At 72.8% G+C, this 15,448-nt stretch carries 10 protein-coding genes; 6 read left to right on the top strand and 4 right to left on the bottom strand.

Annotated features, from left to right (window positions below):
* Positions 1-28: 28 nt before the first annotated feature.
* The 3 genes from OG393_RS00595 to OG393_RS00585 all read right to left on the bottom strand — a co-directional run bounded on the left by OG393_RS00595 (position 29) and on the right by OG393_RS00585 (position 3,482).
* Positions 29-367: an SCO0607 family lipoprotein gene (locus OG393_RS00595; RefSeq protein WP_327372503.1), complete on the bottom strand. Its 339-nt coding sequence runs from the start codon at positions 365-367 to the stop codon at positions 29-31.
* 464 nt (positions 368-831) lie between these two features.
* Positions 832-2,196: a carotenoid oxygenase family protein gene (locus OG393_RS00590; RefSeq protein WP_327372502.1), complete on the bottom strand. Its 1,365-nt coding sequence runs from the start codon at positions 2,194-2,196 to the stop codon at positions 832-834.
* 2 nt (positions 2,197-2,198) lie between these two features.
* Positions 2,199-3,482 carry an MFS transporter gene (locus tag OG393_RS00585; RefSeq protein WP_327372501.1) on the bottom strand — a complete coding sequence of 428 codons (1,284 nt, stop codon included), beginning with the start codon at positions 3,480-3,482 and terminating at the stop codon, positions 2,199-2,201.
* A gap of 142 nt (positions 3,483-3,624) precedes the next feature.
* On the opposite strand from OG393_RS00585, the gene OG393_RS00580 reads away from it, so the two are divergent.
* Positions 3,625-6,288 carry an ATP-binding protein gene (locus OG393_RS00580; RefSeq protein ID WP_327372500.1) on the top strand — a complete coding sequence of 888 codons (2,664 nt, stop codon included), beginning with the start codon at positions 3,625-3,627 and terminating at the stop codon, positions 6,286-6,288.
* Here the strand turns inward: OG393_RS00580 and OG393_RS00575 are convergent.
* Entirely contained in the window at positions 6,250-6,612 is a 363-nt protein-coding gene (locus tag OG393_RS00575; protein ID WP_327372499.1) for a DUF2255 family protein, read from the bottom strand. The two genes, OG393_RS00580 and OG393_RS00575, sit on opposite strands and share 39 nt — an antisense overlap.
* 119 nt (positions 6,613-6,731) lie before the next feature.
* On the opposite strand from OG393_RS00575, the gene OG393_RS00570 reads away from it, so the two are divergent.
* From OG393_RS00570 to OG393_RS00550, 5 genes are all read left to right on the top strand, one after another.
* Entirely contained in the window at positions 6,732-6,977 is a 246-nt protein-coding gene (locus OG393_RS00570; protein ID WP_327372498.1) for a hypothetical protein, read from the top strand.
* Positions 6,978-7,347: 370 nt separating this feature from the next.
* Positions 7,348-8,745 carry an MFS transporter gene (locus OG393_RS00565; RefSeq protein ID WP_327372496.1) on the top strand — a complete coding sequence of 466 codons (1,398 nt, stop codon included), beginning with the start codon at positions 7,348-7,350 and terminating at the stop codon, positions 8,743-8,745.
* Positions 8,746-8,826: 81 nt separating this feature from the next.
* On the top strand, positions 8,827-10,122 hold the full coding sequence (locus tag OG393_RS00560; protein ID WP_327372495.1) for a condensation domain-containing protein: 1,296 nt from the start codon (positions 8,827-8,829) through the stop codon (positions 10,120-10,122).
* A gap of 211 nt (positions 10,123-10,333) precedes the next feature.
* Positions 10,334-13,513, top strand: a complete 3,180-nt coding sequence (locus OG393_RS00555) for a non-ribosomal peptide synthetase (protein ID WP_327372494.1) — start codon at positions 10,334-10,336, stop codon at positions 13,511-13,513.
* Entirely contained in the window at positions 13,513-15,447 is a 1,935-nt protein-coding gene (locus tag OG393_RS00550; RefSeq protein ID WP_327372493.1) for a non-ribosomal peptide synthetase, read from the top strand. Before OG393_RS00555 ends, OG393_RS00550 begins: the two co-directional genes overlap by 1 nt.
* Position 15,448 lies beyond the last annotated feature (1 nt).

The raw sequence follows: 15,448 nt of genomic DNA, 5'->3' as shown, positions 1-15,448 counted from the left end.
GCGCTCTCCCGCCTTTCGTCCCGTCCGGTCAGCCCGCGTCCGGTACGTCGATGATGTTGCCGTCCTTGTCGAGTGTGTGGGTGTTCCAGTACGTGTCCCACGTGTCGTCGACCTGCTGCGGCACCTTGCCCTCCGGGTAGCGCACGTATCCCGCCGGTGGCTCCGTCCCGTCCGAGACGCACGCGGAGCCGGTTCCGCCCACGCTCATGACGGGGTACTCACCGCTGCTGCAGATGTCGTCCTGGTAGCTGAAACCGGCACAGCCGGTGAGTGACGCGACCGCTGCCACGCTCACAAGAGCAGCAGCAACGACGCGGGACCTTCCCGGCCGGAAGGCGGTGATAGGCCGGCTCGTCCTGTGGGGCATGCTCACGATCTTCTCCCGTTGTTTGGTCTGTTCTCACTCTCGCCGCCTGGTGGCTGTCGAACCGTGAGTACGCGTGCTCAGAAACGTTTGTGCGGATACTCAACATGGCGCACGGCTACCTCGCGAAGGTGGCCGAGTGATTCACCGCGGGTCAGCATCCCCGGGCGGAGTCCGCCCCCCTCTCCTTCCCTCTTCTCTCCCTCTGCCCGGCGCGGCAGCGGATGAAGATCCCGGTCGGTGTCGACGGCCTCGCCCGCCCAGGACTCCCGGGTACGGACGACGACAGCGTCGCCGTCCTCGGCGAAGGTCCACTGGTGCGCGCCGATGACGGCGTGCGCGGGGCCGCCCCGCAGGATGCGGTGCGGGGCGTCGCTTGTGTCGACCGCGTAGACGGTGGATTCGATGGACAGGAACCCGGGCCGCTGCTGCGGGGGAGTCAGCGGCGGCCCGGGCGGCTGGGGTGGTCAGGCCGTGATCTCGGCCGAGGTGGGGCGGGCAGGTGTCTCGGAGTCGGGGATCCAGTCGCCGTGGATGCCGGCGGGTACCCTGCGGGGGAGCTCGACGGCGGCGACGGTGCTCAGATCGCTCGCGTCCAGGACGAGCAGCTCCGAGGTGTCGGTCTTGAGGTCGCTGACGATGGTGAGCAGGTAGCCGTCGTCTTCGGCGGTACCGCCGTCGGCGGGCGCGAAGACGGCCTCGCCGGGCATCCGGCCCTCGCCGTGCGCGAGCAGCTTCTGCTCGCCGGTCCGGGAGTCGAGTCTGACGGTGTGGTAGCCCGACAGGCCCGCGCCGGGGAAGGCGATGGCGTAGCTGTAGCGGTAGTCCGAGCCTGTGTGGACGTCGTTGATCGACGGGAACTCGGTGACCAGGTCGTTGAGGGACGCGGTCGTGACCTTGCCCGTGGCCGGATCCATGATCCACCGGTGGAAGGTCGAGCCGGCGTCGGGGCTGGTGCCGTAGCCGGGAGCACCGACCCACCACTTCCACGAGTTCTCCCAGGCGGAACGGTCGAAGCGCGGTGCTTCGAGGACGACCCGGCCCTGCGCGTCGGTGTAGGCGTTGGCGACGTGCAGCAGGGCCGCTTGGTCGGGTGCCTCGAACCAGGTGGTCCTGCCTCCGGCGCGCGGCATCACGCCGATGCGCAGCGGGACGTCGTCGTGCCAGCGGTAGGGGATGCCGGAGTGCTCGGCGTGGTCGAAGACCACCGGCGAGTTGATGAAGACGACGTGCTCACGGGTGATGGCGAAGTCGTGCATCAGCGACGGGCCGGAGCCGTCCACGACCTGGGAGCTGACGATGGCGCCGGAGGCGTCGGCGACGTAGTGGGTCAGATACGGCGGGAAGGGGCTGTAGCTGAAGAAGTGCAGTTCGCCGGTCTGCGGGTCCTCTCTGGGGTGGGCGGTCATCGAGCTGGTGAGCTTGCCGCCGAAGTCGTAGACACCGATCGTGTCGAGGCCGGCGCTGACCTCCCAGGGCAGGTTGGCCTCCTGCAGGGCCAGGTAGCGGCCTCCGTGGAAAATGATGTTGGTGGCGGCGGCGCTGACGTCGAGCTCGGTTCCGGTGAACGGCACGCCGTCCAGGAAGGGGGTGCGCACCCAGCGGTTGCGGTACCACTCGGCCCGGCCGTCCTTGAGGCGGACGCCGTGGAGCATGCCCTCACCGCGGAACCAGTGGGTGGGGGTGATGCCAGGCTTCGGGTTGTGACCGTTGCGGAAGTAGCGGCCGTTCAGCTCGGGCGGGAGAGTGCCGCGTACCTTCAGCTCGTGGCCGGTGATCTCGTCGGTGACGGGAGTGAAGTGGCCGCTGATGTAGGGCTTTTCCAGCGTCATGGTCATGCCTTCCGGGTCGAGAGAGCCGAGATGAGCAGCGTCAGGGCGGCGCAGGCCAGGAAGGCCGCGCCGGAGGAGGGGAGCAGGGTCAGGAAGGACAGACCGAGGGCTCCGCCGATCTGCCGGGTGGCGTTGACCAGCCCGCCGGCCAGGCCGCTGTCGGCGGCCGGGACGCCCGTGGAGGACATCGCGGTGAGCCGGACGAAGGCCACCCCCAGGCCGGTGCCGATGAGGAGCGTCGGGCCGAGCAGGTCCACGGGGAAGCTTCCGTCGGCCGGTGCTCGGGACAGCCATGCCAGCCCGGCCGCGAGGACCAGCAGACCCACGGGGAGTACGGGGCGGCCGGAGACCTTGCCCGTGACCCACGACGAGAGGGCGATCACGAGGGCGAGGGGAAGCTGGGTCAGTCCTGCCTCCAAGGGCGAGTAGCCCAGCGTGCCCTGCTGGTAGAGGGGCAGGAAGTAGAACAGGCCGAGCCAGACCGCGCCCAGCAGCGCCATCAGTACATTGGACGCCGCCACCACGCTCATACGCGCAGGCAGCAGCGGGTCGGCGGAACGGCGCTGAAGCACCGCGAACAGGCCGAGCAGCGCCAGACCTATCACCGCGAGCGGCCAAGGGCCGGACAGGCCGTAGGTGAGCGCGACCAGACCTGCCGTCACCGTCACCGCGCCCGGCGCGTCCAGGCTTCCGCCGCGTGGCTGGTCGGCCCCGACCAGCAGCCAGGTGGCCGCCATCGCGGCCAGGGCCAGGGGCGCCATCACGACGAACACCGCACGCCAGCCGTACAGGTCGGTGAGCAGCCCACTCAGCAGCACGCCCGCCGCCCCGCCGGCGCCGGAGACCGCGCCCCACACTCCGAGCGCGGCGCCACGCCGCTTCTCGTCGGGAGAGAGCGTCAGCACGAGAGCCAGCGCCGTGGGTGCCAGCAGTGCGGCCCCGACTCCCTGCACGGCCCTGAAGGCGATCAGGGTGCCCGCCGTCGGCGCCAGTGCCGCGCCCAGGGAGGAGAGGGCGAACAGGCCGGTGCCGACAAGGAACACGCGGCGAAGGCCGTATACGTCGCCTGCCCGCCCGCCCGGCAGCAGCAGTGCGCCGAAGACCAGTACGTAGGCGTTGACCGTCCATGCCTGGCCCGTCTCCGACAGCTCGAGCCCGGCCCGGATCCGGGGCAGGGCGACGTTCACGATCGAAGCGCTCAGCACGACCAGGAACTGGGCCGTGGCCAGGGCCGCCAGCGGCATCCAGCCGGTGGTGGTGGTCCGTTGCATCGCGGTGCGGGTCATGGATGGACACTCGCAGGGGGCGCCTCCCGCTCGCGTCGGTAGTCATCGCCTATACGACTACGAAGGCCCGCGGGGAGGCCCTCGGGCGACTGGGGGCGTTCCCGGATTTCCCTGCCGCGTACGACCGCATAGATTTTCGGACATGCTCGAGACGAACACGGATGTGCTGATCGGCCGGCAGGACGAGATGCGCCGGCTCGACGCGCTGCTCCAAGCAGCACGGGAGGGCCGGGGCGGCGCCTTGGTCCTGCGCGGCGAGCCGGGCATCGGCAAGAGCGCGCTGCTGAGACGACTGGACGAGGCCGCGACCGGATTCCTCGTCATGCAGGCGTCCGGCGCGGAGTTCGAGATGGAGCTGCCGTTCGCCGCGCTGCACCAGTTGCTCGCGCCCGTCACCGGGCGGCTGGCGGCGTTGCCTGCGCCGCACCGCAAGGCGCTGGAGATCGCCTTCGGCCTCGACACCGGTGCACCCGATCCGTTCTTGGTCGGCGTCGCGTCGCTGGGCCTCTTGACGGAGACCGTGCGCGAACGCCCGCTCCTGTGCGTCGTCGACGACGCACAGTGGCTGGACCAGGCGTCCGCCAAGGCCCTGGCCTTCCTGGCCCGCCGGATCCCGGCCGAGTCGATCGCCCTCGTGTTCGCCGCGCGCGAGCCGGGCCGCCCGCCCGAACTGGACGAGTTGCCCAGCCGTACACTGCTGGGACTCGGCGAATCGGAGGCCCGCGCGCTGCTGGCCGCAGCGGTCCGCGCCCCGCTGGACGAGCACGTCCGCGACCGCATCCTGGCCGAGGCGCGCGGCAACCCCCTCGCGCTGGTGGAGCTCCCCAGGACCGCCGGACTCGCAGGGATGGCGGGCGGCTTCGCCCAGCCCGACTCGGTACCCGGCGTCATCGAGCAGAGTTTCCGGACCCGGCTGGAGCTCCTGCCGCCCGGCGCCCGGCTTCTGGTGACCATCGCCGCCGCCGACCCGATCGGCGACCCCGGCCTGCTGTGGCGCGCGGCCGAACTCCTCGGTGTCGACGCGGCCGCCGCCGCGCAGTCCGTCCCGCTGCTCGAGCTCGGCACCCGGATCCGATTCAGCCACCCCCTCGCCCGCTCGGCCGCCTACCGCGCCGCGGCCCCGGAGGATCGGCGCAGGGCGCACGAGGCGCTGGCCGCCGCGACCGACCCGGTCGCCGACCCCGACCGACGGGCCTGGCACCGCGCCCAGGCCAGTGCCGGCCCGGACGAGCAAGTCGCCACAGAGCTCGAAGCCTCCGCCACCCGTGCCCAGGAACGCGGCGGCGTCGCGGCGGCGGCGGCCTTCCTCGAACGCTCGGCCGCCCTCACGACCAGCCCGGTCCAACGCGCCGAGCGGGTCCTCGCCGCCGCCCAAGCGAAACTCTCGGTGGGCGACTTCGACACGTCGGCGGATCTGCTCACCACCCTCCGGACCGACGATCCCCGCCAGGCGGCCAGGGCCGACCTCCTCCGCGGCAGGCTGTCCTTCGTCCGCCGCCGAGGAGACGAAGGACCCACCGAGCACCTGCTGCGCGCCGCCGCCCGGCTGGCCGCCACCGACCCCGCCTGGTCAGGGGAGTGCTACCTGGACGCCATCGAGATGGGCCTCCTGATCGGCGGCCTCGACCACGTGGTGGAGGCCGCCAGGAACGCCCCGCCGTCGGGCGAGCCGGCATCGGGCGCGGCGGTGGTCCTGACCGGTCTGATCAGTCTGGTCAGCGACGGGCACCGGGCTGCGGGGGAGATCCTCAGGCCCGTCGTCGGCGACGCCGACCACGAGGTCTGGGTCAGGCGCCCGTCACTGGGCTTCATGGCGGCCACCGAACTGTGGAACTTCGACGCCCTGCACGCCATCGCCACCCGTGCCGTCACCGCCGGTCGCGAGTCGGGCTCCTTCCACGCGCTGCCCATCGGACTGGCCATGCAGGCCACCGCGGCCGCGCACAAGGGCGACTTCGGCGCCGCGATGGAGCTGATCTCCGAGGAGGAGGCGATCGCCGACGCCACCGGCGCGGCGCCGCTGGTCTACCCACGCCTTCACCTGGCCGCGATACGCGGGCGGCGCACGGACGCCGTCGAACTGTTCGTGTCGGTGGACCACCGCATGAGTCTCAGCGTGCAGTGGGCGACCGCCGTCCTCAGCAACGGCCTGGCCGACTACCCGGCCGCGCTGAAGGCGGCGAAGCTGGCGGTCGAGTACGGGGCCGTCGGCACGGCCGGACTGGCCCTGCCCGAGCTGGTCGAGGCGGCCACGCGGTGCGGCGAGACCGAGGTCGCCGCCACGGCCCTCGCGTCACTCCAGGAGCGCACGCAGGCCGGCGGGCAGGCGTGGGGCCTCGGCGTCGAGGCATACGCGCGGGCCCTGGTCACCGGAGACGAGTCCGCCTACCGGGAGGCGATCGACCTGCTCGACGACAGCACACTGGTCGTCTACCGTGCTCGGGCACATCTGCTGTTCGGAGAGTGGCTGCGCCGCCAGGGCCGACGGCGTGACGCCCGCTCAGCGCTGCGACTGGCGCACGAGCCGCTGTCCGACCTCGGCGTGGAGGCGCTCGCCGAGCGCGCCGCCGGCGAGCTGCGCGCCACGGGCGAACAGGCCCGCAGCCGTACGACGAAGGCATACGACCAGCTGACGATGCAGGAGGTGCACATCTCACGTCTGGTCGCCGACGGCGCCACCTCCAAGGAGGTGGCCGCGAAGCTGTTCCTCAGCCCGCGGACGGTCGACGCGCACCTGCGCAACATCTTCCGCAAGCTCGGGCTCACCTCACGCAGGCAACTGCGAGACCTGCCCGACATCCGCTAGCCGCATGGTGGTTGCCGCGGCCTCGTGCCCGTTCATCGACTCCACGGGGCCGGGCCAGCTCAGCCCGTACTTGGTTCGGTAGGCGCCGGAGACGCGTTGGACGAGCGCGGGGTCCGCCACCGGCTGGAGGGTCACCGAAAGCCGGACCCCGGCCACCTCCACTTCCGTGGCCGCGTTCCGCAGGACCCGCCGGTACCAGCCGCTGCGCCGTCCGAAGGCCGAGCGGACATACGCCTCCCCGCCGAGCACCACCACCCAGACCGTCCTGGCCGACCACCGGCCGTCCGCATCCCGTACCCACAAAACGATCTCCGAGCGATTCATGACACTGTCCATGGACCCACATTCGCCGCGCCGCCACTACGTACGCGTCGGTGGTCATCACCTACGTAGGCGGGCATCGCCGACGCGAGGGCGGTGCTCACGCGACGAAGCTGAGTGCCATGACGAACAACGACACGAACCCCGCAATCGCAACCGGCCTGCTCGAGGTGGCCCCCGGCCCGGAGGCGTCTCACGACAAGGGCACGAAGAAGACCAAGGGCACGAAGAGGAACAAGGGCCGGCGGCGCATGGCCAAGGCACTGGCGTACCTCGCCCTGGCCTTCACGGGGCTCCTGATCCTGGCCGAGCCGTGGCTGCTGGTCCCGGTTGCCGTCCTTGCCCTGGCGATCTCCCTCTGGGACTGACCGGGCCCCGCCGGGCAGCGAACCCTCCGCTGACGCGGCGTCGACGCCATACGGCCTTGATCGACGGTGCGTGATGTTCATAGCGGGCGGAATGAGTGATTCCGGAGGGATGTGATCATGGGCGAGCGTTTTCGGTCATGATCGAACCAGTCACTCTGCGTGAGGTGGGTCGTTCGGGTGTTCCCCGCGCCCCTTGCCTCCCCCTTGCTCCAGCTGTCCCGCGTTCGAGCCCGAACTGCAGGAATTCACGCTGCCGCACCCCGGGTAGGGCGAAGGATTTCCTGAGTTGCCCCCACGGTGACGCAAAAGAAGTCCGAAACTGGCAGGGTTGCTTTGACTCCTGATCGGTGGGTCGGTGAATGTCGGTCACATGTCCGAAACATCCCGAGCCGCCGCCGGTGGCCCCCTTCGTGTGCGCGATTTCCGGTTGCTGCTCGCGGGAGCCGCCACCGGGCAGCTCGGTGCCCAGGTCACACTTGTGGCGCTGCCCCTCGTGGCCGTGCTCGAACTCGACGCCCCCGCCTTCCAGGTGGGCCTCCTGACCGCTGCGGAGACCGCCGCCTTCCTGCTCGTCGGGCTGCCCGCCGGGGCACTCGTCGACCGCATGCGCAAGCGGTCTCTCATGATCCGCGCGGACCTGGTCCGCGCCGTGGCCATGGCGAGCATCCCCGCCGCCGCGCTCGCCCACGCCCTGACCATGGCCCAGCTCTACGTCGTCGCGCTCGTGATCGGCGTGGCGACCGTGTTTTTCGACGTCGCCCATCAGAGCTACCTGCCGCAGATCCTGCCCCGGGACCAACTCGTGGCCGGCAACGGCGCGCTGGAGACGGTCCGTTCCACCGCCCAGGTGACCGGCCCCGGCGTCGGCGGCGGACTGGTCCAGCTCGTCGGAGCGCACCTCGCCGTCGTCGCCGACGCCATCGGCTACCTGCTCTCCGCCCTGTTCCTCCTGCGCGTCAAGCAGCCCGAGGAGACACCCGAGCCCGCCGCCGGAGCCTCCCTGCGCAAGGAGATCGCCGAAGGCGTCCGCTTCGTCTTCGGCCATCCGCTGCTTCGGGTCATCGCCCTCACCACCGGCCTCGCCAACCTCTGCACCGCCGTCCTCATGGCGACACAGACCGTGCACCTCGTCCGCGTCGTCGGACTGGAGCCCGGCGGGCTCGGGCTGGTGCTGTCCGCCTCCGCCGTCGGAGGGCTGCTGGGTGCCCTCTGCGCCGGACGACTAGCCGCCCGGCTGGGACAGGCCCGGGTCATCCTCCTGTCCGTCCTGGTGACCGGACCGTTCGCCCTGCTGTGGCCCCTGTCCGGGCACGGCCTCTCCGGGGCGGTGCTGTTCGCCGCCGGATCGGCGGTCGTCTCCTTCGGCGCCGTCGTCTACAACATCGCCCAGGTCAGCTTCCGCCAAGGGCTCTGCCCGCCACGCCTGCTCGGCCGGATGAACGCCACCCTGCGCTTCCTCATGTGGGGCACCCTGCCGCTCGGCGCGCTCATCGGCGGCATCCTCGCCCAGTCCTACGGGTCGCGCACGGCACTCGCCTGGTGTGCCGTCGGCATCCTCGCCGTACCGCTGCCACTGCTGCTCTCCCCGCTGCGCCGGCTGCGGGACCTGCCCGACCCGCAGGAAGACGCGCCGCAGCACCCCGGTCCGCGGGACGAGGCCCCGCACGACCCCCGTCCGCAGGACGGCGCCCGCGCCGCCGAGGAGACGGCGCGGGGGAACTCCACCGCCGACGGCGGCGAACGGCCCGCCCCCGCACCCACCGGCTGACCACTCGTACCGCGCGGGGACGACCCGCACCGCCACACCCTTCCGCGCGACCGCGACCGCGGCCTCGACAGAGAGAACCACGTGCTCAGCATCACGAGTCAGTACCTGGCCCGTTACCGGCGTCTCACCGCCGCCGGCGACCGGTCCGACGTCCTGCTGCCGGTCACCGGAGCACAGCGCCGCTTCCTCCTGGTGCGTTCGCTGGACCCGTCGGGCCGTCCCGACCTGGTGCCGATGTTCTTCGCCTTCCCGTACGGGACCATCGACATCGAACGCCTGCGGGCAGCGGCCCACAGGCTCGCCGCACGGCACACCGCCCTGCGCTCGCGGCCCGCCGTCGTGCGCGGTACTCCCGTCCTGCGCGTCGCCGATCCGGACGTGGCTGTGGCCCGGCCGGCTCCGATGCCGGGGAGGCGGCCCGCCGACACGCTGCGGCGCGCGCTGGCCTCCTGGGACGCACAGGGTTCCCCCCTGCGGCTCTTCCTCGTACACGACGAGGAACGGGAGGAGGACATCCTCGCCGTCGTCTTGGACCACGCCGCCTGCGACGGCCAGTCGCTGGCGCGGATCGTCGACGAACTCGGAGCCGCGTACCGCGAGGAGACCACCGCCTCCCGCGTCGCACCGGGGGAGACGGATGCCGAGCTCGCCGCCTACCGGGACACGGTCCTGCGGCAACTCGCCGCCGAGGAAGGGGCGGAGACGCCCGAGGCGGCCGCGTACTGGGCGGACCGGCTGCGTCCGCTCCAGGCCCACGCCCCGGCACCCCGTCCGGAGCGCGTGCCTGGCGGCGGGTCGTCCAGCGGCGCCGCGCAGACCCGGCTGCCCGCGCACCACGGCGGCATACCCTTCCCCGGACTGCTCGACGCCTGCCGCTCCGCGGCCCGCGCGTTGTACGGCCCGGACCTCGTGATCCCGCTCGGCTACCCGTGGGGCGGCCGTCCCCCGGGGGCGGAGCCTGTCATCGGCTGCTTTCTCAACACCGTCGTCTTCCCCGCCGACACCGGACCCGCACCCGACCCGGAGGCGACGGCAGACGCCTGGTGGGACGACCTCGACCGGGCCGACATGCCCTTCGACGCGGTCGTGACCGCGGTGCGGGCCGCCGGCTCGGGCTGGACCGGCGGCCTCGACGGACTGCTCACCGTGGACGACGACAGCCGTCGCCCGCCCCTCACACTGGCCGGTGTCGAGGGACGGGAGGTCCACGTCGACGGCAGACCGGTCCGCGGTCCCTTCGCCGTCTCCGTCACCCAGGGAGCGGAGATCCGCCTGCGGATGGTGTGGGACCGCGCGGTACTCGACGACGACGCCGCGCACCGGGCGTTCGACGCGCTCACCCAGGCGCTGCGCCCCGCCTCGCACACCGCGGTCTGACCCCGCCCCGGACCCCGGCCCCGGCCCCTCCGGGCATCACCGCGCCGCAGCCCCCGCACCGGCGCACCGCGCGTCCCACACCGCCGCGCACCCCCATGGCATCCCCCCACGCCCGCAAGGGCACCGCGCGACCCGCGAAGCCGCTATCACGACCACCGGACACAACCGTGACCGGCACCGGAAACCGACCCGACAACCTCAGGGATCGCCCATGCTCCCCCTCTCCTCCTCGCAGGAGATCGTCTGGCTGCACGAACAGATGCAGCCCGGCAGTCGCGCCTACAACTTCACCGCCGCGCTGGACCTGTGGGGCCCGCTCGACGCCGAGGCGCTGCGGCTGGGACTCGCCGCCACCCTGGCACGCCACCCCGGCCTGCGCCTCGAACTCGTCGCGTCCGCCGGGTCCGTACCGGGCCAGCGGGTCGCGCCGCGGTGTCAGCCGAGGCTGCGCACCATCGACCTCGGCACGGAGGCCGACCCCGAGGCGGCGTTCGCCGATCTCCTGCGCGTCGAGGCCGAGACACCGCTCGACACCTTCGAGGCACCGATGATCCGCTGGACGCTCGTGCGGCTGGCCGAGCGCCATCACCGGCTGGTTCACGTAGAGCACCACCTGATCCACGACGGGCACTCCTTCGCGATCCTGCTCGACGACGTCTTCCGCGTCTACCGCGCCCACGTCCTCGGCGAGACCCTGGAGCTCCCGCCCGCCTCGTCGTACGCGGACCATGTCCGGGCCCGGGACGAGGCCGCGTACGCTCCCGAATCGCTGGACTTCTGGCGGGCCGAACTCGCCGACCAGCCCCACGACCTGCCGCTGCCCGGTCTCGCCCGCCCCGGTGCCCGTCGCCGGCACAACGGCGGCCAGCTGCGGCAGACGATCGGCGCCGATCTCGCCGAACGCCTGCGCGGCCACACCCGTTCACGCGGTCTCACCCCGTTCGCCACGCTCCTCGGGCTGTTCGCCGAACTCCTGCGCCGGCACAGCGGCCGCTCCCGGATGGTCATCGGCACCGCAGTCGGCAACCGCCCCCTCGGCTACGAGGACGCCGTGGGCATGTTCGTCAACACCATCCCGCTGCCGCTCGCCCTGGACGGCGCCGTCTCCGCCCAGGAGACCATGTACGACGTCACCGACACCCTCATCCGGGCCCTGCCGCACCAGGACGTGCCGGTCCAGGAGCTGACTCGGGCGCTCGGCAGGCACACCTCCGGCGCCGACAACCCGCTGTTCTCCGTCATGTTCAGCGCCCACGACGCACCGCTGCCCGAGATCGAGGTACCCGGTCTCGACATCACCCTCTTCGAGGGGTTCAACACCGGCACCACCCGTTTCGACCTCGACGTGGTGCTGCTCCCCGACGACCGGCGCGGCGTCACACCGCGCCACGGCGCGCCCGGCATGACCCTGGTCTGGGACTACGACACGGACCTCCTCGGCGAGGACGTCGCCCGGCTGCTCTCCGGCCGCTTCCTGGACCTGCTGCGCGCCTACCTCGACAGCCCCGAGATCCCGCTCGCCGACCTGGCACCGACCGCCGTGGAACCGGCCGCCGAGACGGTTCCTGTGCCGACCGACCGCGATCCGCTGGACCCCGTCGCCGCGCACCACCCGACGCTGCCCGCCCTGCTGTGCGGCGCGCGCCGCCTCACCTACGGCGAACTCGACGACCGCGTCGGCTCGCTCGCGGAGCGGCTGCGCGCCGCCGGTGTGACACCCGGCCGGTCGGTGGCCGTGGTCCTGCCCAGGGGAACCGACTCGGTCGTCGCCCTCCTCGCGTGCCTGCGGACCGGCGCCGTCTACTGCCCGCTCTCCCCCTCCGACCCGCCGGCCCGCCTCGGACTGCTGCTGGAGCGCCTCGCCCCGGCCCTGGTCCTCACCGGTGACGGTGCCCCGGCCCTGCCGGAAGCACTGCCGATCGCCCGGATCGACGCCCCGGCACTGCCCGCCGCGCGCGAGGGCGCCGAACTCCCCGGCGCCGCGTACGTCATCCACACCTCGGGCTCCACCGGCACGCCGAAGCCCGTCGCCGTCGGCCACGCGGCGCTGACGCACCACATGACGGCGGCCGCCGACCGGTTCGGCCTCGTCACCTCGGACCGGGTCCTGATGTTCGCCCAGCCGTCCTTCGACGTGGCGCTGGAAGAGGTGCTGCCGACCCTGCACGCCGGGGCGTGCCTGGTCCTGCCCGAGCACGAGGTGCCCACGGGCGCGGAGCTCGCCGAACTGCTCGTGTCCGCCAGGGTCACCGTCGCCAACCTGCCCACCAGCTACTTCCTCGCCATCCGCGAGGACCTGCGTCCCGCGCTGCGCGACGAGAGCTGGACGCCGAGGCTCCTGGTCCTCGGTGGCGAACGCCTTCCCGCGGAGGCACTGCGCGGCGTCCTCGCCGACACCGACGCGACCGTGCTCAACGTGTACGGAGTCACGGAGGCGGCGATCAGCTCGACCGTCCATGAGGTCTCCCGCGGCGCCCTCGCCGAAGGCGCCGAGATCCCCCTGGGCACCGAGCTCCCGGGCGAGCGGGTCCTCGTCCTGGACGCCCACCACCGCCCGTTGCCGTCCGGCGCCGTCGGCGAACTCGCCGTCGCCGGACCCGGTCTCGCCGAGGGCTACCCGGGAAACGCGGAGGTGACGGCATCCCGGTTCGTCCCCGTCGACGCGCTCGACGGGGAGCGCGTCTACCTCACCGGCGACCTCGGCTACCGCGGTCTCGACGGGCTGCTGTACTTCCTGGGGCGGCGAGACAACCAGATCAAGCTGCGCGGGCACCGCATCGAGCTGGAGGAGATCGAGGCCGCGGCGTGCGCGGTGCTCGGCGGCCGGTCCTGCGCCGTCGTCCTGGACCGTGAGCGCACGGGCGGCCCCAGGCTCGTCGGTTTCCTCGAAGACGGCGCCGGCGGCGCGGACTTCGACGAGAAGGCGCTGCACGCCGAACTGAGCCTGCGCCTCCCAGGCCCGCTCATACCCGCTCGGTGGGCACGGCTGGAGACCATGCCGACCCTCGCCGGAGGCAAGCCCGACCGTACGGCGCTGTCCCGCCGCGCGGCGGCGCTCGACCCCGACGACCCCGACGACGCCGTGACGTCCGAGGACGAACCCGGTTCCGAGCCCGGTCCCGGAACCGGGACCGCGGTTACCGCCGTGTCCGACGATCCGATGACGGCGCTGCTCGCGGAGGGCTGGCGCGAGGTCCTCGGCCACAGCCGTTTCGACGCCCGCTCCCACTTCTTCCACAGCGGGGGCCATTCCCTGCTCGCCGCCGAACTGGCCGCCTGGCTGGAGCCCCGGTTGGGCACGCGCCCGCCGCTGAAGGTGCTCTTCCGTAACCCCGTGCTCGCCGACCAGGCCGAGGCCCTCGCCACCACCACCCATTCCACGGAGTCGTGATGACCCAGTCCCCGAGCCTTCCCGTGGCGCCCGCCACGCCCGTCGACACCGGCCTCGCCACCATGCACGGCACCGACACCGGCGCCGTGCCGAGCGTCACCCACGGCCCCGCCGCCGAACCGACCGGTGTCCTCGCCCGCTTCGAGGAGCAGACCCGGCGCGACCCGCAGGCCCCGGCCGTGATCGACGGAACGCGGACCTGGACGTACCAGGACCTCGACGCGGCGGCCGCGCGGGTCGTCGCCGCCCTGGCCGACCGCGTACGGCCCGGTGACCTGGTCGGCGTCTGCCTCGACCGCTCCACCGCCCTCGTGGTCACCGCCGTCGCGCTCGCCCGGATCGGCGCCGTCTACCTGCCGCTCGGCCCCCGCCCCGGCGAACGCCGCACCCAGGCCGTCACAGAGGACCTCGACGTCGCCTGCCTCATCGGCGACCCCGCCGTCCTGCCTGCGGAACACCGGAGCGGGGAGCACGCCCCGCTGCCGCTGCCCACCGACGGCGTCAACGCCCCCGCCGCAGCGGTGGCCGCCTTCGCCGGCTCCGGCCGCGGCACCCGGCGCGCGCCCGAAGGCGCCCTGTACGCCGTCCTCACCTCCGGTTCCACCGGCCGCCCCAAGGCGGTCGCCGTGGCCGAGCCCTCGCTGTCCGTCGCCCTGGACTGGTACCGGGCCGAGACCGCCCTGGCGCCGGGGGACCGCCAGTCCCTGCTCATCGGTGTCGCGTTCGACCCGCACCTGCTGGAACTGTGGGCCGCCCTCACCTCGGGCGCGGCCCTCGTCCCGGCCCCGGACGACACCCGCTGGGACTCGCACGTGCTCACCGACTGGTGGCGCGACACCGGCCTCACCCACGCCGTGGCGGCCACCCCCACCATCGAACCGCTCCTGGACCGACCGTGGCCGCCGAACCTGATGTTGCGTCACCTCGTCGTCGGCGGTGACCGCATGCGCCGCCGCCCCGGCGCCGACGTCACCGCCACCGTCCACAACGCCTACGGCCCCGCGGAAGCCACGGTCGTCACCACCACCCACGCCATGCGCGGCACCGATCCGGAGGCCGGCGACCCGACACCGCCGCCCATCGGCACCGCGCTGCCGGGCGTCACCCTCGTCGTCACGGACGACGAGGGTCGGCCCGTCGCCCGCGGGCAGGACGGTGAACTGCGCGTCGGCGGCCACTGCCTGGCGCTCGGCTACCTCGACCCCGAACTCACCGCACGCCGGTTCACCGAGGCTCCGCGCGAACTGGCGCGGTCCGGGATCGACCGCCTCTACCGCACCGGCGACCGCGTACGGATGAACGCCGACGGCACCCTGGACTTCCTCGGCCGCCTCGACGACCAGGTGAAGATCAGCGGGGTGCGGATCGAACCGGCCGAGGTGGAAGCCGCCTTCGAGCAGGACCACCGGGTGCGCAGCGCCGTCGTCACCGTGCTGTGCGAAAGCTCCGGCCACAGCCGCCTCGTCGCACACGTACGGCCCGCCGACGGCGCCGCACCCACGACCGAGGACCTCCTCGCCGCGGTCCGTGCCTGGCTCCCCGAGCAGGCCGTGCCCGCCGCCGTACGGATCGTCGACGGCCACCCGCTCGACGCCAACGGCAAGGTGGACCGGGCAGCCCTGGCAGCCCAGGCCCAGGCCCCGTTCCCCGTGCCGTCACGGACCGCCGACACGGACGACCTCGCCGACGCCACCACCACCGAGCGGCTCGTGCTGACGTCCGTGCGCGACCTCCTCGGCCGTCCCGCCACCTCCCTCGGCGACCACTTCAGCGACGCCGGCGGCACCTCCGTCGTCGCCGCACGGCTGCTGGCGATCGTCGAACGCGAGACCGGAGTACGCCCGCGCGCCCACGAGCTGCTCCTCAGCACCGACCTGAGGGCCTTCGCAGCCCTCCTCGACCAGCGCCGGACCCCGCGCCCGGAAGGAGCCTGAC

The organism is Streptomyces sp. NBC_01216 (assembly GCF_035994945.1).
Taxonomy (GTDB): Bacteria; Actinomycetota; Actinomycetes; order Streptomycetales; family Streptomycetaceae; genus Streptomyces.
The sequence above is the reverse complement of the archived record's forward strand: the minus strand, read 5'-3'. Positions and strand labels throughout refer to the sequence as shown.

Excerpts from the sequence above, each read along its gene's own strand:
- OG393_RS00565 (WP_327372496.1), top strand. The coding sequence starts at position 7,348 with ATGTCCGAAACATCCCGAGCCGCCGCCGGTGGCCCCCTTCGTGTGCGC.
- OG393_RS00575 (WP_327372499.1), bottom strand. The coding sequence starts at position 6,612 with ATGAATCGCTCGGAGATCGTTTTGTGGGTACGGGATGCGGACGGCCGG.
- OG393_RS00590 (WP_327372502.1), bottom strand. The coding sequence starts at position 2,196 with ATGACGCTGGAAAAGCCCTACATCAGCGGCCACTTCACTCCCGTCACC.
- OG393_RS00555 (WP_327372494.1), top strand. The coding sequence starts at position 10,334 with ATGCTCCCCCTCTCCTCCTCGCAGGAGATCGTCTGGCTGCACGAACAG.
- OG393_RS00585 (WP_327372501.1), bottom strand. The coding sequence starts at position 3,482 with ATGACCCGCACCGCGATGCAACGGACCACCACCACCGGCTGGATGCCG.
- OG393_RS00550 (WP_327372493.1), top strand. The coding sequence starts at position 13,513 with ATGACCCAGTCCCCGAGCCTTCCCGTGGCGCCCGCCACGCCCGTCGAC.
- OG393_RS00595 (WP_327372503.1), bottom strand. The coding sequence starts at position 367 with ATGCCCCACAGGACGAGCCGGCCTATCACCGCCTTCCGGCCGGGAAGG.
- OG393_RS00570 (WP_327372498.1), top strand. The coding sequence starts at position 6,732 with ATGACGAACAACGACACGAACCCCGCAATCGCAACCGGCCTGCTCGAG.
- OG393_RS00580 (WP_327372500.1), top strand. The coding sequence starts at position 3,625 with ATGCTCGAGACGAACACGGATGTGCTGATCGGCCGGCAGGACGAGATG.